Source organism: Clostridium aestuarii (assembly GCF_026735135.1).
GTDB classification, from domain to species: Bacteria; Bacillota; Clostridia; order Clostridiales; family Clostridiaceae; genus Clostridium_H; species Clostridium_H aestuarii.
Window position 1 is genome coordinate 1 of the sequence record NZ_JAPQER010000014.1, and the last position, 24,738, is coordinate 24,738.

Sequence of the window (24,738 nt, forward strand, 5' to 3'; positions counted from 1 at the left end):
ATTAGAAATCTTCAAAGAAAATGGTTTAGCTGTTGTTGCAGATGATCTTGCACAAGAATCAAGACAATTTAGAAATGATGTTCCAGAAGGAACAGATCCATTATACAGATTAGCTAAATGGTGGCAAGATTTTGATGGCTGTTCATTAGCAACAGATGCTAAAAAGCCAAGGGGACAAATGCTTATCGATATGGTTAAAAAATATAATGCAGATGCAGTAGTAGTTTGTATGATGAAATTCTGTGATCCAGAAGAATTTGATTATCCAATTTATTATGCACAATTCGAAGAAGCTGGAATTAAAAACTTATATATAGAAATTGATCAAGAAACAACATCTTTTGAACAAGTTAAAACAAGAGTACAAAGTTTCTCTGAAATGATGTAATTTTTAGATCATATAATATTGATTACGTTTTATTAAAAACAAAGAACCCTGTAAGGTTTGAAAATAGGCCTTAACAGGTTTTTTTGTTTTTTTATAAATGAACTTTTATTTATAATGTAAATACTAATAAGACTATAAATTAGACAGTGAAAAGCTATTTTTGCTTTCAGGTAACATTGAATTCATAAAATATTATTGTTATAATATATAATTGTTATAATATATACAAAGTTTACAAATGGTGTCTAATCCATAAATGAGCGAATTTAATGTAATAAATAAGATTATGTAAGCTTTATGTAAAAACAGATTAAGACGATTCATTTGAATTTAATATAGTAAAAATTGTATGTAAATTGGCTCATTTATAGATTTAATTTGTTTTGATCCTAAAAATTGGAGGTGCTTTATGAAAAAGACAGAAAAGTATGGCTCTACGTTAAAAAAATTATTATGTTTTACTGATACTAAATTTGTGGTGTTATCCAAAATTGTGGGATATGATATATCTTATATAAGTAAATGGTGCAGTAATAATAAAATACCTACGCCTAAAAATATTAGAGTTATTAATGAAAAAGCATCAATAATTTTTTCAAAGGAAATAATAAAACAAAATAAAGATAGAGAATTTTATGAATTATTTGAAATTAAAGAACCTATGGAGCAAGAAAATTTGACAATTGAGGACATGCTAAAAAGTCAGATATATAACTTGTTAGAGAATGCATATAAAAAATCAGAATTTGATTTGTCAGGAAAAAGCGAAAAAAAACATAAAGAAAATAAGGTTATCATTGGTAAAAATCAGGTAACTAATTTTATTAGAGAAATCATTTCTACAACTATTGAAAATTCAACAACGGATATTGAATTATTATCTACAATAGATATTTGCAAGGGAACTGCTAATATCAATCTTGACACAATGGAAGAATATAAGGTTAACGATATTCGGGTTAGTGCTAAGGTTGGATTTGATATGGATGAATTTGAGATGAATCCTAATTTTTATTTATGGAGAATATATTTTATATTAAATAAAAAATGGAATATGGAATTCGAATTTTTTGATAATAAAGATATTGACAAGTTAAATATAATAGCAATTAGAGATAAATTTGCAATTACATGTTCATTGGATTCTGATGGATTAATAGAGGTTGCAACTGTTATAACGGATAAGGAAATAGTAAATGCAATATATGATAAAACTATTTCCAAGTTTAAAATGGGAGATGTATTAGTCAGGTCTATAGAAAATTCAGAATTAAATCAAAGTGGATATAGGACAGATTTTTATGCCAATGATGAGTTTCAATTTGTTTCTACTAAGGGATTTGAGTTCCTATTACCTTCTGAAATTATTCCGGATATTACAGAAGCAGCTTGTAAACAAGGATTTGATGGCGATATATCTTTTTTGATTAGAAAATTACAAATCACATGGGAAGAAAGGTTTGAAAAAAGTAAGATTAATTTTATTATCTTAAAGTCTGCACTTATGAAATATATTGAAAATGGAGAAATATTTTATACTAATATTATGTATAATTTATCTACAGAACAAAGGAAAAATCATGTTCTTAAAGCAGTAGAATCCATGAGGAAAAATAGCAATATTAAAATTACAATTTTGGATGATGAATTACTTAACTATGATGTAGATTTCTTTAAAATTTCAATTAATGCAAATAATAAAAAAATCTTCTTAAAGAAGAATTTAAAGAATGTTTATAGTGAAATACCTATAATTTATACAATAATAAATGAGAAGCTTGTTAGGCATATTAATGAATGCCTACTATTTATTAAAAATATGGACTTGTGTGTAGAATATAATGCTGATGAAATAGAGCTTGCTTTAGAAAAATATGGAACAATGTTTTTGAGAATGATAGAGGCTAAGAATTATAACAAATAATTATATTAAGTATCGAGAGGATGAAATTTTAATAGAGCTTTAACGTATGATAAAGGCTTAGTATGAAAATGTACTAAGCCTTTTATTTTACATTCACCCATACAGTATTTACCACATAGTATAGAGTATAAGCAATGAAAGATGGAGAGTGTTTCCGTGATATATGCACTAATATTGGCTGGCGGAAAAGGGACAAGATTGTATCCATTATCTCGTGAAGAAAGCCCTAAACAGTTTTTAAGAGTTGTAAACGAGAAAAGTTTTTTAAGAAATACCGTAGATAGAATAGCTCCGTTAGTTAATGAAGAAAATGTATATGTTGTTACCAATAAATATTATATAGATAAGATTGGTAAGGAATTACCAGAAATAAATAAAGATAATATATTTGTTGAACCTGCTAATAAAGAGACCGCTACCTGTATAGGTCTTTCAGCAGTAAAGCTTTTGAAAAAAGATAAAGACGCTGTTATGATAGTTTTACCATCAGATCATTATATACAACAGGAAAAAGAATTTACTGATACGTTATCACAGGCTGTTCATATTGCAGAAAGAAGAAGAGGCCTTGTAACTATAGGGGTAAATCCTACAAGACCTGAGACAGGGTATGGTTATATACAAATGGGAGATAGAGTCAATGGCGAAATACCAACCTATAAGGTGGAAAGATTTACTGAGAAACCTAACATAGAAGTAGCCAAAGACTTCTTGCTTGATGGTACTTATCTTTGGAACAGTGGAATGTTCGTTTGGAGAGCAGATGTATTCTTAAGGGAGATGGAAAAATATCTTCCTAAGATGTATAAAAGCTTGATGGAAATATATAAAGAAGCAGATACCGAAAAAGAAGAAGAAACAATTATTAAGCAGTATAATCTGATAGATGGGATATCAGTAGATTTTGGGATAATGCAAAAAACGAGAAAAGCATATGTTATAAAATGTCAATTTGAGTGGGACGATATAGGATGTTTCACTGCATTAGGTAGATATCTAAGTGATTTTAGAGGAAATAATGTATCAGGAAATACATTTTTAGAACAGAGTGAGAATTGTTTTGTGTTTAGTAAAGAAAAACTGGTGATAGGTTTTGGCGTAAAAGATTTAATAATAGTAGATGCAGGTGATGTTCTGCTTGTTATGGATAAAAATAAAGATCAGGAAATGAAGTATCTTGTTAGTCAATTAAAGCAACAAAAGGAATATAATGATTATTTATAAAAACATTTATAAGTCTGCAAAATGAAAGTTTTGTGGGCTTATATTTTTTAGATTATTTTATTGACATTTTGTTATAACATTCTATAAGATTATCTATATTTTTTAGTTTAGTTATTTTTACTGTGATATTATATTGCTTCAAAAGAATACCTCCAGAGTAGTGGTTATTATATGCACATTATTTAAATGAAATGTATTTTTAGTATCTGTTTGTAGGTATGAGGCTTATTTTGGTATAATTGTATAGAATTAATAGTAATGTAATACAGCTTAGTTGTTAGAAAAATAGAATAGTTGTAGTAACTAATGATAAGGGGAATAAAGTTAGCCTAAACAGTACTAATTTTTTGAAATTCAATTAAGTAGATAAAGGAGAGTATTATATGAGTACATTTTATATTTCTGATGATTATAATGAAGAACGTCAACGCAGGATTGGTTTAACAATCCAGTGGAGTAAACATTTTGAAAATTTTCTAAAGGAGTATTATGGGGGTAAAGGGATAGGTTTACATCAAATAATTACTAGCATTGAAGAGGAGTTAGATGATGTTATCATACATAAGCTTAGAGCTATTGCTACTATTAGAAATAAAATAACTCATGAAAATGATTTTACACAATTACCTAAAGATTTTGAGAAAACTTGTATGGAAGTAAAAGACTATTTAGAGCAGCAAATGTTAAATGAAAAAGATGAAGAAGAGTTTGATGATGACTTAGATTTAGAAGAGTATGAATATGATGATGAAGATGATTATGATTATGATTATGAGAATAGAAAGAATAAATTTAAAAAAATAGGTGTAGCTACTGCAACTACTGTTGCTGGAGTAGGACTTGGAATAGCTACTAAAAAGTATTTAGATAAAAACAAACAAGAAAAAAACAAAAAGAAGGGAAAATGGAAAAAAGCTTTTGATATATTTGTGGCTGTATTAGATGCATTAGGTAATGGATAAGAATCTTAAATTTCTTATATAATACAAGACATTATAATTTGTTTCTTTAGTTTCGTTTATATTAGATTTAACAAATAACTTATCAACAGGAAAGAATTATATAGTAATAACATTTAGTATTGATAGTTTTTTAAAAGAAAAGAACTATCAATACTAAATGAAGCGCATGTAGAAGATAAAAATATTGTTTTTACAAAAAAAGAGATTTTAATAGGTAAATAGTTATTTAAAGGAATTATAAATTATTAGAGGAGACTTAAAATGGGATGGACAATTGCACTGTATATTTTGATTATAGTAGAGTTTTATTTTGTATTGAAAGAATTAAATATAGGAAATTATCGTGGAAAATTTATTTTAAAGATAAACAGTGAAAGAAATATATCTATTTTTTGGACAGTACTGTTAGTTTTATGGAGTGTTTTTATGTTTTTTAGAATAATAAGTTATATAAGTTATAAGCAAATATATTTAAAGGATATTAAGGTAAATATATTTTGGATAGGATTTTCTCTCCAGAGGATCATAACAGATAGAAATTATTCACAAATAAGAGAAAATGGAATTTCAGTTAGTAGTGGATTTTATAAGTGGAATAGATTTAAAAGCTATCAATGGATATCTTCAAATACTATTCAATTTAAAGTTGAGGGGATATTCAAAAGTTTTGATGAAGAGATCGAGCTAAAGAATCAGGATAAAGAAAAAATTGATGAAATACTACAGAAACATATGGAGTTATTAGATAGTCAAATAATAGCTGAAAAGAGAGAACTAACTGCTGATGAAATAAAAAATTAATTTATAAGTTATCAAGAAACTAACATAGAATAAAATCTCTATGTTAGTTTTTTTTATAAAAAAATAGAAAAAATTATATTCTCATAAAATAGGTATAATGTTCAATTATGACTATATATATATAATAAATTGATAAAAGGAGAGAGAAACGATGAAAAAAATTTTTTCAGGGTTATTATCGTTAATGCTTGTTTTTACACTTACAGCTTGTGGTGGCAATACAACACAAAAAACAAGTACAAAAGATTCAAAAACAGGAGAAGCAAAACAAAGTAGCGCTAAAGAAGAGACAAGCATATCAAAGACAGATATTCCAAAAGCTATTAAAGGGAAAAAGCTAAAAATGGCTTTAATTATGGAATGGGGTACTGGAACACATATGATTACACATGCTAATGGAACAAAAGCTGAAGCTGAAAGATATGGAATTGATTTAAGCGTTATTGATGCAAACAATAATTTAGCAAAAATGGCAGAAGGAATTGATAATGCTGTAACTAATAAAATGGATGCTATTTTAATTTCTCATGGTAAAACGGATGCTTTAGTTAATTCTGTTAAAAGAGCATTAGAAGCAGGAATACCAGTTATTGCTTTTGATTGTGACTTCGATGTTCCAGCTGAAGTTCATAAAGGTAAATTAGTTTCATTGGATCAATATGATTTGATGATGGGATTGATTTCTCAAATGGCATTAGTTCAAGAACTAGATGGAGAAGGTAAAGTTATTTATAATCGTGTATCAAATTGTGTTCCAACCGATAAAAGACATAGAATTTGGGAAGGTGGAATTTTACCTACTTATCCAGATATAAAAGTATCAAGTACAATTGATTTAGGAACAGATAATCCTATGCCTAAAGCACAAACAGCACTTGAAACATTATTAACAACAGATGATGATATTGATGCTGTATATGGTGTTTGGGATGAATATGCTAAAGGATTTTATAATGCAATTGTTGCATCAGGGAAAACGATACCATTGTTTTCAGTAGATGTTTCAGATCAAGATTTAGCTATGATGCAAGATCATCCTGAAATTTGGAGAGCTTCTGCAGGTGTTGACCCAACAATAATAGGTCAAGTTCAAGTACGTCTAGCTTTAAAATCTTTAGCTGGTGAAAGAATTCCAAGATATTATTCTTTACAACCAGTTTTGGTAAAATCTGATGACTTACCATCAAAAGATGAAAAACGTATTTCAACAAAGGATTTAGCTGAATATTATGATGGATGGGGAAGTACTACTGATTTCTTAGAAGATTGGATGGTAGCATTAGAAAAAAGTTTGAAATAAGTTTCAGATGGAGTAAAAACTCCATCTGAAACTAAGAATCTTATTTATAGAAAAAAATAATACGTGAGGATTGATGCTATGAATAAGTTAGAAATGAAGAGTATAACTAAAACTTTTCCTGGGGTAAAAGCATTAGATAACGTTGATTTCACGGTTGAAAGTGGTGAAGTGCATGCACTAATTGGAGCAAATGGAGCTGGTAAAAGTACATTGATGAAGGTTTTAGCTGGAGTTTATCCAGGGTACGAAGGCGATATAATGATCGATGGTAAAAAAATAATCATTAATAATCCAATTGATGCTAAAAAAAATGGCATTATCATTGTTTATCAGGAGGTTGATACAGCGTTAGTACCACATTTAACTGTTGCTGAAAATATTATGATGGATTATATAGTTGGTCCTGAACAGAAAATATTCATGGATTGGAAAAAAATAAGAAAACAAGCTCAAAATGAAATAGACTCGCTAGGGTTAGATATTGATGTTAATCGATTAGTTGGTGAATTAACACTTTCCGAAAAGCAAATGGTTTTAATTGGACGTGCTGTTTTTCAAAATGCCAAATATTTAATACTTGATGAACCTACTGCACCACTTAGTATGGAAGAAACAAAGGAATTATTTAATATCGTTAGAAGATTAAAAGCAGATGGTATGAGTATTGTTTTTATATCTCATAGATTGGATGAAGTATTTAAAATTAGTGAAAAAATAACAGTATTAAAAGATGGTCAATTAGTAGGAGTTTATAATACAGAAGATATGACAATTAATAAAGTAGTTGAGAAGATGTTAGGTAAAAAATTAGAAAATAATTATCCTAAACAAATTGTTCCTATAGGTGATGAAATTTTAAATGTAAAAGCACTTGAGGGAACTGGTGGAGTTAATAATGTAAATTTGAATGTCAAAGCTGGTGAAATTGTAGGATTAGCTGGACTTGTTGGTGGGGGAAAAACAGAGCTTTGTAAACTTTTATTTGGTGAAGGTAATATATCGAATGGAGAAATTATACTTAAAAATAAAATAATAAATCCTAAGACACCTGCCCAGGCAGTTAGAGCAGGGCTTGCACTAGTACCTGAAGAAAGAAGAAAAGAAGGTGTTCTAGTTCAAGAGTCTATTGAGACAAACATTACTTTGCCCACGCTAGAAGAGCATTGTCATGGAATTTTTATGAAAAAAAATAAACTTAAAAGCATTGCCATAGAAAGCATTAAAAAAATTGGTATCAAAACACCAAATGAAAAACAACTTATAGCAAATTTAAGTGGTGGTAATCAACAAAAGGTAGCTATTGGCAAATGGCTATTATCAAAGGCGGAAGTGTTTATTTTTGATGAACCAACAAAAGGTGTAGATGTAGGGTCTAAAGCAGAAATTTATACTCTTATAGGTGATTTGGTACGTCAAGGAAAAGGTGTAATCTATGCATCTTGTGAATTTGATGAAATATTGGGTTTGACAGACAGGGTATATGTTATGTATAACGGAACAATTGCTAAAGAATTGATAACCGCCGATATAACAGAAGAAGATTTACTTTATTATTCTACTGGAGGTGGACAAGGTGAATGATAAAACAAAGAATAAAAGATTTGATTTGTTTGATTTTTCATATAAGTATGGAACGATTGTAGTAACAATAATAGCAGTGCTTTATTTTTGGCTTACACTTGATAATTTTATGAATTTCAGTAATATTACAAATGTTTTTAGGTCAGTATCAATTGTAGCACTTATTGCGCTTGCTATTACAATGTCGCTAACTGTAGATGGTTTTGATTTATCAGTAGGTGCAACTGCAGGATTTGCATCTGTTATTGCAGCTAAAATGATGGTGCTTTGGGAAATAGGAACAGTTCCAGCAATCATTATACCTTTAGTTGTAGGGGTTTTGATAGGATGTATTAATGCCTTTTTGATTATAAAGGTAGGTATAACAGATATGTTAACTACTTTATCAATGATGTTTGTATTAACAGGTATATCTATTACATTCCAAGATGGGTCAGCAATTTATAATTATATGCCTTTACCTAATAATGGGGGTATAGCACCAGGAACGATGAATGAGTCTTTCTTGTTTATTGGACAAGGCAAAATATTTGGTATTCCTTTCCCTGTAATATTAATGCTAGCTGTTGTAATAATTGTGCATATATTTTTAAATTATACAAAGTACGGAAGATACTTATATATGACAGGTGGCAATGAGGAAGCAGCAAAATTATCAGGTATACCAACAAATAAATATAAATTTATTGCTTATATAGCTTCGGGATTTATTGCTGCATTAGGTGGACTCGTTCTCGGAGCAAGATTAGGCTCTGGAGAAGTAAATGCAGGTGCTACTTATTTAATGGATGCTGTTGCGGCAGCGTATATTGGCTATTCAGTTCTTGGCATAGGGAAACCTAATGCTTTTGGTACCTTACTAGGAGCTTTGTTGATGGGAATATTGTTAAATGGGTTAATTATGATGGATTTTCCATACTATTCTCAAGAGATAGTAAAAGGAATTGTATTGATTTTAGCACTAGCACTTACATATTATAAACGAAAGGAGTAATTTAAATGGGAAATTATTATGAACTAAGTTGTGAGTCTGTTGTTAAATATGTTAATGAGAAGTTGGATTTTTTTAGTGAAGATGCGGTCTATGAGTGTAATGAAATTGGTGATGGTAATTTAAATTTAGTATTTAGAGTTAAGGATACTAAAAACAATAAAAGCATTATTGTTAAACAAGCTCTATCTTATGTTAGAGCTGCAGGGGAAGATTGGCCACTTGATATTGGACGTGGAGTTATTGAAACAAAAATTCTTCAAATAGAATATAAATTATCGGAAGGATTAGTACCTAAAGTATATTGCTTTGATGATGACATGTTTTGTATTATAATGGAAGACTTGTTAGATTATATCATTATGCGTTATGGATTGTTAGGATTTGAAACTTATCCTAATTTTGCAGAACAGATAAGTGATTTTTTAGTAAAAACATTATTGTTAACGTCAGATGTAGTTATGGATCATAAAGATAAGAAGAAGCGTGTGAAAGAATTTATTAATCCTGAGTTATGTGAAATAACAGAGGATTTAGTTTATACAGAACCTTTTAATATTGGTGCACGTAATGATATGGAAGAGTTTTTAGTGGATTTTCATAAGAAAGAATTGGTTGATGATAAAGAATTAAAGCTTGAAGTGGCAAAGTTGAAATTTGATTTTATGAATAATGCCCAAGCATTGTTACATGGTGATTTGCATACAGGTAGTATTTTTACAAATAAGGAGAATACAAAGGTTATTGATCCTGAGTTTGCATTTTATGGACCGATGGCTTATGACATAGGGGCATTAATTGCAAATATTATTATGAATTATATTTCTACTAAGGCAATACTAGAAGAGGGATCTAAAAAAGAAAAACATCTTAATTATTTATTAAAAATTACAAGAGATGTTGTTAACTTATTTAGAGAAAAGAGTTTGAAAATATGGGATGAGGTTGTAACAGATAAAATGGCTAAAACACCAGGGTTTAAAGAATGGTATATAGATGATGTACTAATCAATACTGCAGGTGTAGTTGGTTGTGAAATGATCAGAAGAACTGTTGGATTTGCTCATGTTAAAGATTTAGATTCTATTCCAAATGATATATTAAGAGAAAAGGCAAAAAAGAATAATATTTTACTTGCAAAAGAATTTATAAAAGGTAGAAAGAATATTATATCAGGAGAGGATTATATTCAATTAATAAAAAAATTTATTTAGAAGTATGAAAAGCAAGTCTGCAAATTAAAAAATATAGTTATAGTATGAAAAGCTTTGCAAATTTTGCAAGGTTTTTTATTTTATAAATATATACAGCATAATAAATATACTATATAATACAATTTAGGATGTATTTACATTTAAATGATATATATTTACTTAGAAGAAAATTAAAGAAAAAATATGATTAAAATATTTAATTGAGATTACTTCAAACATATGTATTATGCTATGGTAGGTATGGTATAAAGGATTTATAAACAAAGAACATAAATAATATTAAAAAATGAAGTTAATAAAATTCATTATAAATAGAGTGAATTTTTAAATAAAAATAAAATAATATTAGGGGGGATTTTATGAAAAACAAATTTAAACATCTTAGTGTAATTTTTTTAATGTTGATTTTTTTATTTAGTTCAACATCGGTAACTGCATATGGTCAAGGTAATAATAGTTTAACAGAGAAAGTTGCGACTACCAAAAGTATTGCTTACAATGGTGGATGGACATATTTTGGTATGGTAGATAAAAATGAAAAACCAACTCATCAAGGTATATGGAAACAAGAAAATGGTACTATATATGCTGGATCAAATGTGAATGGGAAAATTGAGGGCATGGAACACTATGTTTCACAAATAGGTGACCAATATTTGGGTAAATTTAAAAATTCACAACTGGATTCAGGTATTATGGTTTATAATAATGGCGAAGTTTATGCTGGAAGTTGGATTAAAAATCAAAAACAGGGCGATGCAATATATATTGATACTCAAGGTAATACTTATAAAAGTAAATGGGAAAATGATAAATTAATATCTAAGACTCCTATAAATAATTGTGTCATAAATGTAGTTAAATATAATAATGGAATATATTATGGTGAAGTTAGTCCTAAAAAAATACCTAATGGAAATGGTATTTTTAAATATAATAATGGTTCTATTTATGCTGGGAGTTTTAATAATGGCAATATAGATGGCTTTGGTCATTTTATTTATGAAGATGGTAACCAATACTTAGGTGGCTTTTCTAATGGGAAAAGAAGTGGTGTAGGTACGATGGTTTACACTGATAATACTATGTTCTTTGGTAGATGGAAAGATGATAAAAGATATGATGGGACTCTTGTATACCCTAATGGAACTACATATTTAGATAAATGGGTTAATAATATGCCTTTAGGAAAAGGAGGATTTACTAAGTTTGAAAATGGAAAATTTGTTGGTCAAAATGTTGCTCAAAATGTAAGAATATCCACTAATAATAATGGCTACACTTATGGCGGTGAGATTAATCTGAAGAATAAATCACATGGAAAAGGAATTGCAATCATGCCCCTTTCCAAAGTAACTATGATAATGGCAGGAGATTTTACAGATGGAGGAAATTCAGGATATACTCATCAAGCTTTTAGTGATGGCTCACAATATTTAGGTAATGTTAAAGATGCTCTATCTAATGGGTATGGTATGAATCTTTATACAGATGGTGTATTTTATGCTGGAAATTGGAAAGAAAATAAAAGAAATGGTGACGGAGTAATCATTAATCGTGATGGTAAGATATATAAAGTCACATTTGTAAATGGTGTTGCAAAAGGAGGTACGCTTTTAAATAACAGCAGTATTAAGAGACTTACTTTTAACAACGGTTGGATATATTATGGTGAAGTTAATTCTAACAATCGTCCTAATGGTAAAGGAATAATGAAAAATGAAAATGGTACAGTATATGCTGGAGATTTTGTTAATGGTTATATTAGTGGTTATGGACATTATATTTTCCCAAATGGTTGTCAATATCTAGGAGAGTTTTATAACAATAAATTTGAGGGAAAAGGTATGATGTTATTTGATAAGGATACAATTTATTATGGTTATTGGAGAAATAATGTAAAACAAGGACAAGGAAATATAATAAGTTCAAATGGTATAGTTTATCATGATACATGGAATAATGGTAAATCATCAGGAAAAGGGGATTATATACCATTATTTGATACTTACATTAAACAGATAGCTGTGTCAGGAATAATTAAAACAATTAGATATGAAAATGGATTTGTTTATAAAGGACTTGTTAATCAACAAGGTAAACCAAATGGAAGAGGTAGATTAACTTTTGCCGATGGTTTTGAATATGAAGGTGATTTTAAAAATGGAATAATGGATGGTTATGGAAAAATGACTTTTGCAAGTGGATATATATATGAAGGTGAATGGAAAAATAACAAACGAAATGGTAAAGGAAAATTGATATCACCAGAAGGTAAAAGTATAGAGTTAATTTGGAAAGATAATCATCCAGCAGCACAGACTAACGGAAATGCAATTCAAAACATTATTAAAGATAATATTGAAAATAAAATAAAAGATTCTTTATTACAAAAAGTTAATAAATATGGAGATATAGCAGATGGTATAGATCAGGCAATGAATGGAAAAAATACTGTTGAGATACTTACGGATAAATTAATTCCTAATGAAATTAGTGATATACTTGGTATTGATAAAGGCAAGGTTGGGAAAACAATAAAAAATGCTGGAAACGATGTATTGAAAGAGGTTATGGGAGAAGGTAATTTTAAAAAAGTAAACAAGTTTATAGGTGATACTAGAGATACCATCAAACCTACTTATAATAAGGTTAAACATGAGGTTAACAAAGCTACTAAGTCCATTGAAAATGTAGGTAAGAAGGTTATAAACAAAATTAAGTTTTGGTAATACTAAAATAAAATAAAAATAACTTTATGTTTATAATCTAGCATAAGGTTATTTTTATTTAGAAATTAAATAATTAATGTTATGCAAACTTACATATTTATAGAATAGATATAAATTTTAAAAGAAAATTGTTAGAAAATAAGAGGGTTTTGTATTAAATGATGATTATACTATGTGAGGAGAAATATAAGATGAAAAAAATAATAGGAATAATAATGTTATCCATATTTTTAGTATTAGGATTAGCTGGATGTGGAAATAGTGTTGCTAAAGAGGTTATAAAACAAGATAAAGAAGCATTACAAGAAAAACAAATAGATGAAGATATAAAAACTAATGAAGCAATTAACAATGACATTAAAAAAATAACTACATTATATAATGATAAAAAATATGAAGATGCAAAAAAACTTATATCAGAATTAAATAATAAGAAGCTAAATGATAATCAAAAAGAAGAAATAAACAATATGAATGATAAGATTGATGCTGAAATTAAAAAGATAGAGGATAAGGAAAATACTAAAAAAGAAAAAAATAAGAAGTTCTATATAGAAAAATTAGATAATATTGAAACAGGATTAAAAGATTTATCAGAATTGTATGCTGGATCAAATGCACAAATGATAAAAGCTGCATCAGAGGAATATAAACGATGGGATGATGCTTTGAACGAGATATATGGTGTATTAAAAAAACAATTATCAGCTAGTGATATGAATAAATTGAAGAAAGAACAAATTCAATGGATACCAGATAAAAAGAAGATAGCTGAAGAGGCTGCTGAGGAGTTTAAGGGTGGATCAATGGCACCATTAGTGTATGCTAGTTCATTAGCGCAAACAACAAAAGATAGATGCTATGAATTGATTGAAAAATATATGAAATAATTAAATTTAGTTATTATAATAAAATTTTATAAAGCCTATTATAATTAAAGTGATTTGATGGTAAAATAGTTATTGGTTTAAAAATAAAGAGCTAAAGAATAATTAAGAATGGTGAGGATAATTATGAAAATAGGTTTTGATCACAAAAAATATTTAGAAGAACAATCAAAATTCATACTTGAAAGAGTGAACGATTATGATAAGCTTTATTTGGAGTTTGGAGGAAAACTTTTATTTGATTTACATGCAAAAAGAGTACTTCCAGGTTTTGATGAAAATGCGAAGATAAAGTTACTGCATAAACTAAAAGAAAAGGTTGAAGTTGTTATTTGTGTTTATGCTGGAGATATTGAAAGAAATAAAATTCGTGGTGATTTTGGAATAACTTATGATATGGATGTTTTAAGATTGATTGATGATCTTAGATCTTATGAGCTAGATGTTAACAGTGTTGTAATTACTAGATATGACAATCAGCCTGCAACAACAGTGTTTATGAATAAATTAGAGAGAAGAGGAATTAAGGTATATACACATCGTGCAACAAAAGGATATCCTACAGATGTAGATATTATTGTTAGTGATGAAGGTTATGGAAAAAATCCTTATATTGAAACTACAAAGCCTATTGTGGTTGTGACTGCTCCAGGTCCAGGTAGCGGTAAACTTGCGACTTGTTTAAGTCAGTTATATCATGAATACAAGCGTGGAAAAGTGGCTGGATATTCTAAGTTTGAAACTTTCCCAGTTTGGAATGTACCTCTTAAGCATCCTCTAAATATTGCTTATGAGTCAGCAACAGTTGATCTAAAGGATGTAAATATGATTGATTCTTTCCATTTGGAGGCATACAATGATGTTGTGGTAAATTATAATCGTGATATTGAAACATTCCCTGTACTTAAGAGAATTATTGAAAAAATAACAGGAGAAGAATCAGTTTATAAGTCACCTACAGATATGGGTGTTAACCGTGTTGGATTTGGTATTACTGATGATGAAGTTGTTAAAGAAGCTTCTAAACAAGAAATTATTAGAAGATATTTTAAAACTGGCTGTGAATATAAAAGAGGATATGCTGATTTAGAGACTTTTAATAGAGCAAAGTTGATTATGGAAGAGCTTAATCTTAAGGCTGAGGATCGTAAGGTAGTTATACCAGCTAGAGAAAAAGGACTTAAATTAAAAGAAGAATTATGCAAAAATGAAAAATGTCCTGCAGTAGCTCTTGAGCTTCAAGATGGAACAATTTTGACAGGTAAAGGTTCAAGTACTATGCATGCAGTAGCTGCTGTGATTTTAAATGCTATTAAATATCTTGCCAATATCACTGATGAGATTCATTTAATTTCACCAGTAATTCTTGAGCCAATAATTAATCTTAAATCAAAAACATTTGGAAGCAAAATTACAGCTTTGGCTTGTGAAGAAATTTTAATTGCACTAAGTATTAGTGCAGCAACTAATCCTATGGCACAAGCAGCTATGGAGAAATTATGTATGCTTAAAGGGTGTCAGCTTCATTCTACAACTATGTTAAACACAAATGATGAACAAACATTGAGAAAACTTGGTATCGATGTTACTTGTGATCCAGAGTATCCATCAAATAGTTTGTTTTATAATAATTAATGAAAATTTACGAATAACTTTAATAAGAAGGACTTGCATTTACAAGTCCTTCTTATTTTTTTAGCATTTAAAGAATAATTGGAAATGGAAATGATAGTTTTAACTAAAATCAAGAATTCTGTTTATTGATTATACTTATATAAAATATTAAGATAGTAATTGAATATATTAAATTTTATGATTGTTAGATACTATGAATTAATAGGGGGAATGCTTGTATGAAAGATACGAGAATAAAATATAAAATAGTAGCTCCTAGAATACCAAAACAGTTAGAGAAATTTCAATCTTTCAATAATAATATCCAAAAATACGATTCTTTATGTATGGGCGTTATTTGTGATTGCTCTATTGAAAACCAAACGGCAGAACATGTAAGTTTTGAGAAGATGGTATTTAGAAATGTAACTTTTAAACATATATCATTTGAGTTTCTTGATTTAACAGATGTTAGATTTGAAAACTGCGATTTATCTAATGTAGATTTTTATGGAGCTATAATACATAGAGTTGAGATGATAAATTGTAAATTCATGGGGATTAATTTAAATGAAGCTACTTTACAAAATATAAGATTTGATAACTGTAATGGTAGTTATGCTTCTTTTACATTTTCAAGATGTAAACTGGTGAATTTTAAAGAGTGTTTATTGCGTAATGCTATTTTTCAGGAAGCTAATTTTGATAAGGTAAGTTTTGAGCATTCTGATTTGCAGCAGGCTGAAATGTCAGGAACAAAATTAAAAGGAATTGATTTCAGTAATTGTGAAATAGAATCAATGGGAGTTAAAATAGAGGATTTATATGGGGCTGTTTTTTCACCAACACAAACAGTTTCACTTTCAAAACTTCTAGGAATTATTATAAAATATGATTCAGAATAAAATTTAATAATATTATAAAATAAAACCTTCTGCTTAGAACACTATCTAAACAGAAGGTTTTATTTTATATAGTAACGTTACTAAAAATGTATCCTTTTATTGTTTTGGTAATTTAATGTAATAAATTATTTAATATTTATTTTTTTTACATAAAATATAACAATATTATACATGTTTTGGTATAATGTTGTTTAAAAGGTAAATATTTTCAATGAATTAACTATGGGATAAATTTTTAATGACAGAGCACAAAAAAGTAGGAGGAGTGTATTGTGTTGAAACTTAAGAGATGCCAAATTAATGAGCTGATTTATGAAGGAAAGGATACGCTTGTTTACCGTGGTTACAATGAGAGAACAAAACAAAATGTAATTTTTAAAACTATATCTTTAGAAAGATTAACATTAAAAAATATTGAAAAGTTAAAACATGAATATATGATTCTTCAAAAAGTTAATTGTATTGAAGGAGTACTGAAAGTATATGATTTAGAAAATTGGGAAGGTAGACCCGTTTTAGTTAAGGAAGATTTTATAGGAGATTCGCTGAAAAGTTTAATTAAAAATAAAGGGGTTAAAATAGAAGGATTTTTTGAAATAGCTATTCAACTGGTTGATATTTTGAATGAAATTCATAAGAATAAGATTATTCATATGGATATTAATCCTAATAATATTTTAATTAATGACAAAAGAGAAATAAAAATTATTGATTTTGGAAGTTCAAAATTTATAACCATAGAGAATCAAAAAGAAAAGAAACCTCAACAATTAGAAGGAACTTTAGCGTATATATCACCGGAGCAGACAGGAAGAATAGATAAGGAAGTAGATTATAGAACTGATTATTATTCTTTAGGTATTTGTTTTTATGAATTATTAACAGGAAAATTACCTTTTAACAAATTTGATAGAACAGAGCTTGTTTATTCTCATATTGCAAAAGAAGCTATTCCACCATTTGAAGTCAATAACAATATACCAAAGGTAATTTCAGATATTATAATGAAGTTAATAGCTAAAATGCCTGAAGATAGATATAAGAGTTTAAATGGTTTAAAAAAGGATTTAAAAAGATGTAGAGAAAGTTTTAAATCTGATGGGAAGGTAAAACATTTTGAAATAGGACAAGAAGATATTTCAGATAAATTTCAAATACCTGAAAAGTTATTTGGTAGAACAGAAGAAATTCAAGAATTGATTACTTCTGTTGAAAAAATTAGAACTGGTGATAAAAAATTAATGTTAGTTAGAGGTTATTCAGGAGTTGGTAAAACAGCTTTAGTAAGTGAAATACAAAATAAACTTATAGGAAAACCAGTTTATTTTATATCAGGTAAATTTGAACAATTACAATGTGAAACACCATATAATGCTATTATTCAGGCGTTTGAAAAATTTATAAATCAATTGCTCATGGAGCCTTCTGAAAAATTAGAAATATGGCGTGAAAAAATATTACAGGCAGTAGGAATAAATGGAGCAGTAATTACAGATGTTTTACCTTCTTTAAAATTGATTATAGGAGAACAAAATGCTGTTCAAGAATTAGGACCAGCTGAAACTCAAAATAGATTTAATTTGGTTTTTGAAAGTTTTATGAAGGTAATTACTAAAAAAGAACATCCACTTATTATGTTTATTGATGATTTACAATGGGTGGATATTGCTAGTTTAAATTTCATAAAAATGCTAATGACAAATAAATCAATTCAACATTTGTTAATTATAGGGGCTTATAGAGAAAATGAAGTTAATTCACTTCATCCAGTTAAGATTATGGAAAATGAACTTATTAATAATAAATCTAATGTTAATATTATAGAATTAAAATCATTAAAAGAAAAAGAAGTACAAGCATTAATTGAAGATACTTTAATAAGCTTGAAAAAAGATTCATTTTTATTTAAAAAACTATCAGATTTTATATATAGTAAAACTCAAGGAAATTGTTTTTTCATGAGAGAATTTTTAAAAGTATTGTATGATAAAAATTATATTTGGTTTGATTATGATTTAACTCAATGGTGTTGGGATATAGAACAAATAAAAAAAATGGATATAACTGAGAATGTAGTAGAATTGTTAATACAAAAAATAAATACATTAAATTTTCAAACTGTACAGGAATTAAAAAATGCTGCTTGCATAGGAAATCAATTTGATTTAAAAACTCTTGCTTTAGTTCAGGATAAACCTTTAAATGTTGTATTAGAAGAGTTACAGGGGGCTATTGATAAGGGATTAATATCTATTGTTAAAAATGAAAGTGTGGATTTGGCACAGGGTAATATTAAATTTAGATTTCTTCATGACCGTATACAGCAAGCTGTGTATGCGTTAATACCTGAAGAGATGAAACCAGCTGCTCATTTGCACATAGGAAAATTATTATTAAAGGAATATTTGAAATTGGAAAAAACAGAAAAACTATTTGAAACAGTAAATCAGCTTAATTCAGGTAAAACTATAATGAGTGACAAGATAGAATGTATAAAACTTGCTGAGTTGAATTTCAAAGCAGGTATGGTATCAAAAAATTCTTCAGCTTATAAGGCTGCATTTATTTATTTTAAAATAGGTATTGAAATGTTGAATGATGATGCATGGCAGGAATATTATAATTTAACTCTAAATTTGTATTCACAGATAACAGATATGGCTTATCTTATTGGTGATTTTGAAAGTATGGAGCAATATTCACAAGTTGTTTTAAAAAATGCAAAAACGATAATCGATAAAGTTAAGGTATATAATGTAGAATTACAAGCTTATCAAGCACAGCTAAAAATACAAGAAGCATTGAATATAAGCATATCAGTGTTAAAAAAGATGGGGATAGATATTCCTACAGAACCAAAACAAGTGGATATAGAAAAAGCTTTTGCTAATGTAAAAGAAGCTATGAATGGTATAGAGGCAGAAGAACTAGTTAATCTTCCTTCAATGAAGGATTCTGTAAAACTTGCAGCAATGGAAATTTTATTAGGAAGTATATCAGTAACGTGTAAAGCATCACCTATGGTTACTCCAATAGTAGTATGCAAAATGATGGAGCTTTCATTGAAGTATGGTAATGCACCTTCTTCTGCTGTGGCTTATGTATCCTATGGAATGAGCCTCTGTGCATTACAAATAGATATGGAGTTTGGATATAAATTAGGAAAGATGAGTTGTGATTTAGTAGAAATTAAAAAATTAAAACAATATAAACCAATGGTTTTAAACATATACAGTGCAGGTATACAATTCTGTAAAGAACATTTACGTTTAACATTAAGTTCCAATAAAGAAGTATATAATATAGGTATGGAAAATGGGGATTTAGAATATGCTGGATATGGTATTTTTGCATATTGTGAAAAGGCGGTTTATCTTGGTGAGCCTCTTGAAGCATTGGAAAAAGAGATAAAAACAAATATAGAAAGGCTGCAAAAAATTAAACAAGGTACAATTGTAAGTTGGACAAAAATTTTTGGACAATTTGTATTAAATATGCAAGGGAAATCAAATGATTCTACAAAGCTAATAGGAGAATTGTGTGATGAAAATGAGATACTTGATATAATTAATAGTAATGGTGATATAGTTACAAATATATATCTTTACATTAACAAAATTATGTTAAATTATTACTTCCAGAGATATTCTTCTGCTGTTGAATGTGTAAAAGAAATAGAAGAGAGTATTAAGGTATTATCTTCACCATTAGATAAAACCATTTATAATTATTTTGATTCTCTTTCAAGGCTTGCAATATATCTTGATGCTTCAGATAAAGAAAAGGAAGAAATTTTAACAAGAGTTTCAGAAAATCAGGTAACAATGAAAATGATGTCAAAACATGCTCCAATGAATTTTTTACAAAAATTTTATTTGGTTGAGGCAGAACGTTTTAGAGTAGTAGGCAAAAATGATGAAGCTATAGAATGTTATGATAAAGCTATTTCACTAGCAAAAGAAAATCAATATATAAATGATGAAGCTTTAGCAAACGAACTTGCTACAAAATTTTGGCTTAATAAAAACAACTATAGATATGCTAAATTACATTTTAAAGAAGCATATTTTTGCTATAAACGTTGGGGAGCAGAAGCTAAAGTAAGGGATTTACAAAATAAATATCTTCAAATTTTTCATGAGAATTTTGAAGGAAACATGAATGAAACTCAAACTACAATTTTAGAGTTAGTAGATATTGCTGCAATAATGAAAGCAAGTCAGGCTATTTCACAAGAAATTGTGCTAGAGGAGTTAATAGAAACGTTAATTAAAATTGTTATAGAGAATGTGGGAGCTCAAAAAATAGATTTTATTGTTAAAGAAGCAGATAACCTTATAATTAAAGGCAAAAAAGAAAGTGAACAAGGGAAAATAACTGTTGGATTAGATACTATAGTTGAAGAATATGAGGATATTCCTAAGAGTATTATAAATTATGTTGGTAGAACAAGAGAAAGTGTTATTTTAGAAAATGCTATTAATTCAACAGAATTTAGCTATGATAAGTATATTATTGAAAATAAACCTAAATCAGTTTTATGCTATCCGTTAATTAATCAAAGAGAATTTAAGGGAATGATTTATCTAGAAAATAATCTTATGACAGGTGCTTTTACAAAGGATAGATTGAAGGTTTTAGAAATACTTTCTGCTCAAATAGTTATTGCTCTTGAAAATGCAAAGTTATATAAAGAATTAGAAATATCTAATGAAATATTAGATATTAAAGTAAAAGAACGTACGTTAGAGTTGAAAGAAGAGAGAGATAAATTACAAAAATACCTTGATATTGCGGAAGTTTCAATGTGGGTTTTAGATAAAAATGGAAAAATAATGTTAATTAATAGAAAAGGATGTGAAATTTTAGGATATAACGAGAAAGAATTACTTGGAAAACAATGGAGTGAATTTATTATTGAAAAAGAAAATGAAAAACAAAATGATGATTTTAAAACAGTAATAAATGGAGAAAAAGTAAAATACTTTGATAGAATTCTTATAACTAAAAATGGTGAAGAGAGAATGATGTCTTGCTATAAAGTTACGTTAAAAGATAAAAATGGAAATGTTGAAGGAACATTGAGTTGTGGAGTAGATGTTACTGAATATAATATGTTAAGACAACAACTTGAATATAATAAATTTAAATTAGATTTGTTCGCTAATTTATCTCATGAGTTAAAAACACCATTGAATTTATCTTTCTGTGCATTACAAATGTTAAACTTATATTTAAATAATAATTTGAATTCAGAAGTTAGTGAAAAGTTTAAAAAATATACAAGCGTTATTAAACAAAATAATTATAGACTTCTAAGATTAGTTAATAATATAGTTGACATAACTGAAATAAGTTCTAATTCTTATGAGTTGAATTTACAAAATAATGATGTAGTAGATATTATTAAAAAAATAACTTATTCCATTTCAGAGTATGCAAAGAATAGAAATAGAATATTAAAATTTAATTCAAATGTAAAAAACAAGGTAATTGCATGTGACTCTTTTAATATTGAAAGAATTATGTTAAATCTAATTTCTAATGCCATAAAATTTACGAATGAAGGAGATGAAATTTCTGTAAGTATATATGATAAGAATGATTTGATTAGTATAGTAGTAAAAGATACTGGAATTGGAATTCCAAAAGATAAGCAAAAAATGATCTTTCAACGTTTTAGTCAGGTAGATAAATCATTTACTAGAAATAACGAAGGAAGCGGAATTGGATTAACAATTGTTAAATTGCTTGTTAAACTACACGAGGGTGAAATTACAGTAGAGAGTGAGATGAAAAAATTTACTAAATTTACTATAAATTTACCTGTTAAACAATTGGATCAAAAATATATTTTAGTAGACAATTGTAATAGTGTTGGAAAAAGCTTAATTGATAGAATAGATATAGAATTTTCAGATGTATATGATTATAAATAAAAAAGTAACTACTAGAGTTATATAAAATTTCATAAAGTAAGATTTTATCAATAATAAATGAAAGCCTATATCCTATTTGGAGTATAGGCTTTCATTTAAATTATCCTTTAAAGAATCTAAAGGTATTTTAAAACTTGGTATACCAGAGCTGTATGGTGCCAATTCATAAAGTGGAAAATATATAACTAGATTTTTATTATCTATATAATATTGAGATTTACATAGATTAGCTTTGGCATCTTGGAAAAACATAAATTTAGTTTTATCGTCGATAGGTTTAGCATTATCTTCTGCGATTTGTTTATTTATTTCTTTAGTAAGTTCAGTTTTGTAATCAAATGATTCTTTAAATAAATCTTTTAGAGCAAGTTCTTTTCCAGATTGCATATCTATGTTAAATGCAAATTTCTCAGTCATTCCATGAGCTCCACCAGTGTAAGAATAAACGGTAATAGTAAAACTTAAAATATTTTCGTCATTATTATAGATTTCATAATCACTTACCAATACAAATTGTCTCATAGGCCAACCTTGCTTTTTTACTTCTTTAGCAAATTTATCAGCACCACTTACAATTTGATTTTTATAATTATTTATGAGTTTTTCAATTTTTGAATTGATTTTTGCTTCCGCTTCTTTGTTTTTTAGTTCTGTAATTACAGGAAGTTTAATGTTGATTTCATAATTGGGTGTTTTAAGATTAATGTTTTTTTCTTGTATTTTAATATTGTTTTTAGTAATAAATGTAGGTGTAAGAGTTATCATTTTTTCTTGTTGAGTAGATGAATAATTTGGTTTAAAAAGTAGTGAAGCATTTGCAATATAAGTGCTTCCAATAGTAATTATGCTTAAAATACTTAAAATAGCTGCCATTTTTTTAGTGTTTTTTTTCATATAAAATCACTCCTTTACTAAGCATTAATAGTTTTAGCAATTTAAGATTAAATTATTTAAATAAATAGTGTTGACCTTGATACTAGGGAAAGGTTTATAATGAAATTAAGCTAGTAGATAAGAAAAATATATAATAGGAGAGAATAACATGGAAAAAAATTATTTAACTAATGCTATGAATTTGGCAAAAGAATTAAGTATAAAGAAATTAAGAGATGGGGATGTGGCAATAGATGCAACTATGGGAAATGGAAATGATACGATATTTTTGGCTAAATTAGTTGGAAAAGAGGGGAAAGTGTATGCGTTTGATATTCAAGAGAGTGCATTAACAAATACTAAAGAAAAACTTCAAAAGAATAATATTAGTTGTAAAATTGAACTCATATATGATGGACATGAAAAAATGGATCAATATGTAAAAGAAGAAGTTAGATTAATTATGTTTAACTTAGGATATCTTCCTAGAAATGAACATCAGGTTACTACTAAAGCCGACACTACTATAAGTGCTATTAAAAGCTCATTAAAATTATTACAAAAAAATGGTGTAATTATATTGGTAATATATCATGGACATGTAGAGGGGAAAAAGGAAAAAATAGTAATAGAAGAATTTGTACAAGAATTAAATCAAAAGGAATACAATGTAATGCAGTTAAGTTTTTTAAATCAAATAAATAATCCGCCATTATTAATAGCGATAGAAAAAAGATAGGTAAATCAAGAACAATACTGGGTTTGCATTGTTTAAAAAATATCATGAGTGATACAAAATTAACATGAGTGACATAAAATTAACAAAAAATATTAAAAATTTACTAGAAATATTTGATAATTATATTTAATAATGGTATAATAGTAAATGTGAACAGGAAAAATATTAAAAATAACTTGTGCGCAATGGAAAATATTAAAAATACAGTATATAAAAGATGCTTTGTATTTAAAATTAAAATTACGTACAAGAAAATTTTTACATACAATAGTTAAAAAAATAACAAATTAGGTGAATGGGGAGGAAATAGTTATGAAAATATTTGTATTAGGAGCAGGAACTATGGGAGCAGGTATTGCTCAAGTATTTGCAGTAAAGGGTCATGAAGTTATTCTAAGAGATATTAAGGACGAATTTGTAGAAAAAGGATTAGCAACAATAAATAAAAGTCTTTCTAGATTAGTTTCAAAAGGGAAGATGGAAGAAGCTAAAAAAGAAGAAATACTTTCAAAATTGACTGGAACAGTTGACCTAAATATGGCAGCTGATTGCGATTTAGTCATAGAAGCAGCAATTGAAAATATGGATATCAAGAAACAAATATTTGGTGACTTAGATAAATTATGTAAAGCAGAAACGATTTTAGCATCTAATACATCTTCTC

17 protein-coding genes are annotated in these 24,738 nt (G+C 27.7%); 16 read left to right on the forward strand and 1 reads right to left on the reverse strand.

Annotated features, from left to right (window positions below):
* The 14 genes from OW763_RS16285 to OW763_RS16350 form a co-directional block, all read left to right on the forward strand.
* Positions 1–388, forward strand: a 388-nt coding sequence (locus OW763_RS16285; RefSeq protein WP_268042597.1) for a 2-hydroxyacyl-CoA dehydratase family protein, incomplete at its 5' end; no start/stop codon positions are given.
* A 409-nt stretch (positions 389–797) separates the two neighbouring features.
* The gene (locus tag OW763_RS16290) at positions 798–2,312 is read left to right on the forward strand and encodes a hypothetical protein (protein WP_268042599.1); all 1,515 of its coding nucleotides are present in this window, start codon (positions 798–800) and stop codon (positions 2,310–2,312) included.
* A gap of 156 nt (positions 2,313–2,468) precedes the next feature.
* Positions 2,469–3,536 (forward strand): mannose-1-phosphate guanylyltransferase, encoded by a 1,068-nt coding sequence (locus OW763_RS16295; RefSeq protein ID WP_268042601.1) that lies wholly within the window; start codon positions 2,469–2,471, stop codon positions 3,534–3,536.
* Between the two features lie 383 nt (positions 3,537–3,919).
* Positions 3,920–4,498 (forward strand): hypothetical protein, encoded by a 579-nt coding sequence (locus OW763_RS16300; protein WP_268042603.1) that lies wholly within the window; start codon positions 3,920–3,922, stop codon positions 4,496–4,498.
* A gap of 261 nt (positions 4,499–4,759) precedes the next feature.
* Positions 4,760–5,299: a DUF5673 domain-containing protein gene (locus OW763_RS16305; protein WP_268042605.1), complete on the forward strand. Its 540-nt coding sequence runs from the start codon at positions 4,760–4,762 to the stop codon at positions 5,297–5,299.
* Between the two features lie 151 nt (positions 5,300–5,450).
* The gene (locus OW763_RS16310; RefSeq protein WP_268042607.1) at positions 5,451–6,599 is read left to right on the forward strand and encodes a substrate-binding domain-containing protein; all 1,149 of its coding nucleotides are present in this window, start codon (positions 5,451–5,453) and stop codon (positions 6,597–6,599) included.
* A gap of 78 nt (positions 6,600–6,677) precedes the next feature.
* Positions 6,678–8,180, forward strand: a complete 1,503-nt coding sequence (locus tag OW763_RS16315; protein ID WP_272507535.1) for a sugar ABC transporter ATP-binding protein — start codon at positions 6,678–6,680, stop codon at positions 8,178–8,180.
* A complete protein-coding gene (locus OW763_RS16320) occupies positions 8,173–9,174 on the forward strand; it encodes an ABC transporter permease (protein WP_268042609.1) in 1,002 nt (333 codons plus the stop codon). Before OW763_RS16315 ends, OW763_RS16320 begins: the two co-directional genes overlap by 8 nt.
* Before the next feature lie 5 nt (positions 9,175–9,179).
* Positions 9,180–10,385, forward strand: a complete 1,206-nt coding sequence (gene mtnK / locus OW763_RS16325) for an S-methyl-5-thioribose kinase (RefSeq protein ID WP_268042611.1) — start codon at positions 9,180–9,182, stop codon at positions 10,383–10,385.
* A 359-nt stretch (positions 10,386–10,744) separates the two neighbouring features.
* The gene (locus tag OW763_RS16330) at positions 10,745–13,117 is read left to right on the forward strand and encodes an MORN repeat-containing protein (protein ID WP_268042613.1); all 2,373 of its coding nucleotides are present in this window, start codon (positions 10,745–10,747) and stop codon (positions 13,115–13,117) included.
* A 191-nt stretch (positions 13,118–13,308) separates the two neighbouring features.
* Entirely contained in the window at positions 13,309–14,007 is a 699-nt protein-coding gene (locus tag OW763_RS16335; protein ID WP_268042615.1) for a lysozyme inhibitor LprI family protein, read from the forward strand.
* 123 nt (positions 14,008–14,130) lie between these two features.
* Entirely contained in the window at positions 14,131–15,639 is a 1,509-nt protein-coding gene (locus OW763_RS16340) for a DUF1846 domain-containing protein (RefSeq protein WP_268042616.1), read from the forward strand.
* Between the two features lie 218 nt (positions 15,640–15,857).
* Positions 15,858–16,523 (forward strand): pentapeptide repeat-containing protein, encoded by a 666-nt coding sequence (locus OW763_RS16345; RefSeq protein ID WP_268042617.1) that lies wholly within the window; start codon positions 15,858–15,860, stop codon positions 16,521–16,523.
* 272 nt (positions 16,524–16,795) lie between these two features.
* Positions 16,796–22,462, forward strand: a complete 5,667-nt coding sequence (locus tag OW763_RS16350; RefSeq protein ID WP_268042618.1) for a protein kinase domain-containing protein — start codon at positions 16,796–16,798, stop codon at positions 22,460–22,462.
* 72 nt (positions 22,463–22,534) lie between these two features.
* Here the strand turns inward: OW763_RS16350 and OW763_RS16355 are convergent, their stop codons facing one another.
* Positions 22,535–23,356, reverse strand: coding sequence for a DUF3298 and DUF4163 domain-containing protein (locus tag OW763_RS16355; RefSeq protein ID WP_268042620.1), 822 nt, complete (start codon positions 23,354–23,356; stop codon positions 22,535–22,537).
* A gap of 148 nt (positions 23,357–23,504) precedes the next feature.
* Here OW763_RS16355 and mnmM point away from each other — a divergent pair, with 148 nt between their 5' ends.
* Together mnmM and OW763_RS16365 are read left to right on the forward strand one after the other, a co-directional pair.
* Positions 23,505–24,074 carry a tRNA 5-(aminomethyl)-2-thiouridylate-methyltransferase MnmM gene (mnmM, locus tag OW763_RS16360; protein ID WP_268042622.1) on the forward strand — a complete coding sequence of 190 codons (570 nt, stop codon included), beginning with the start codon at positions 23,505–23,507 and terminating at the stop codon, positions 24,072–24,074.
* Positions 24,075–24,386: 312 nt separating this feature from the next.
* Positions 24,387–24,738, forward strand: a 352-nt coding sequence (locus OW763_RS16365) for a 3-hydroxyacyl-CoA dehydrogenase NAD-binding domain-containing protein (RefSeq protein ID WP_268042624.1), incomplete at its 3' end; no start/stop codon positions are given.

Bases quoted from the DNA above. Each gene is read 5' to 3' on its own strand.
- OW763_RS16335 (WP_268042615.1), top strand. From the start codon at position 13,309: ATGAAAAAAATAATAGGAATAATAATGTTATCCATATTTTTAGTATTA.
- mnmM (WP_268042622.1), top strand. From the start codon at position 23,505: ATGGAAAAAAATTATTTAACTAATGCTATGAATTTGGCAAAAGAATTA.
- OW763_RS16290 (WP_268042599.1), top strand. From the start codon at position 798: ATGAAAAAGACAGAAAAGTATGGCTCTACGTTAAAAAAATTATTATGT.
- OW763_RS16355 (WP_268042620.1), bottom strand. From the start codon at position 23,356: ATGAAAAAAAACACTAAAAAAATGGCAGCTATTTTAAGTATTTTAAGC.
- OW763_RS16305 (WP_268042605.1), top strand. From the start codon at position 4,760: ATGGGATGGACAATTGCACTGTATATTTTGATTATAGTAGAGTTTTAT.
- mtnK (WP_268042611.1), top strand. From the start codon at position 9,180: ATGGGAAATTATTATGAACTAAGTTGTGAGTCTGTTGTTAAATATGTT.
- OW763_RS16345 (WP_268042617.1), top strand. From the start codon at position 15,858: ATGAAAGATACGAGAATAAAATATAAAATAGTAGCTCCTAGAATACCA.
- OW763_RS16310 (WP_268042607.1), top strand. From the start codon at position 5,451: ATGAAAAAAATTTTTTCAGGGTTATTATCGTTAATGCTTGTTTTTACA.
- OW763_RS16340 (WP_268042616.1), top strand. From the start codon at position 14,131: ATGAAAATAGGTTTTGATCACAAAAAATATTTAGAAGAACAATCAAAA.
- OW763_RS16315 (WP_272507535.1), top strand. From the start codon at position 6,678: ATGAATAAGTTAGAAATGAAGAGTATAACTAAAACTTTTCCTGGGGTA.
- OW763_RS16300 (WP_268042603.1), top strand. From the start codon at position 3,920: ATGAGTACATTTTATATTTCTGATGATTATAATGAAGAACGTCAACGC.
- OW763_RS16330 (WP_268042613.1), top strand. From the start codon at position 10,745: ATGAAAAACAAATTTAAACATCTTAGTGTAATTTTTTTAATGTTGATT.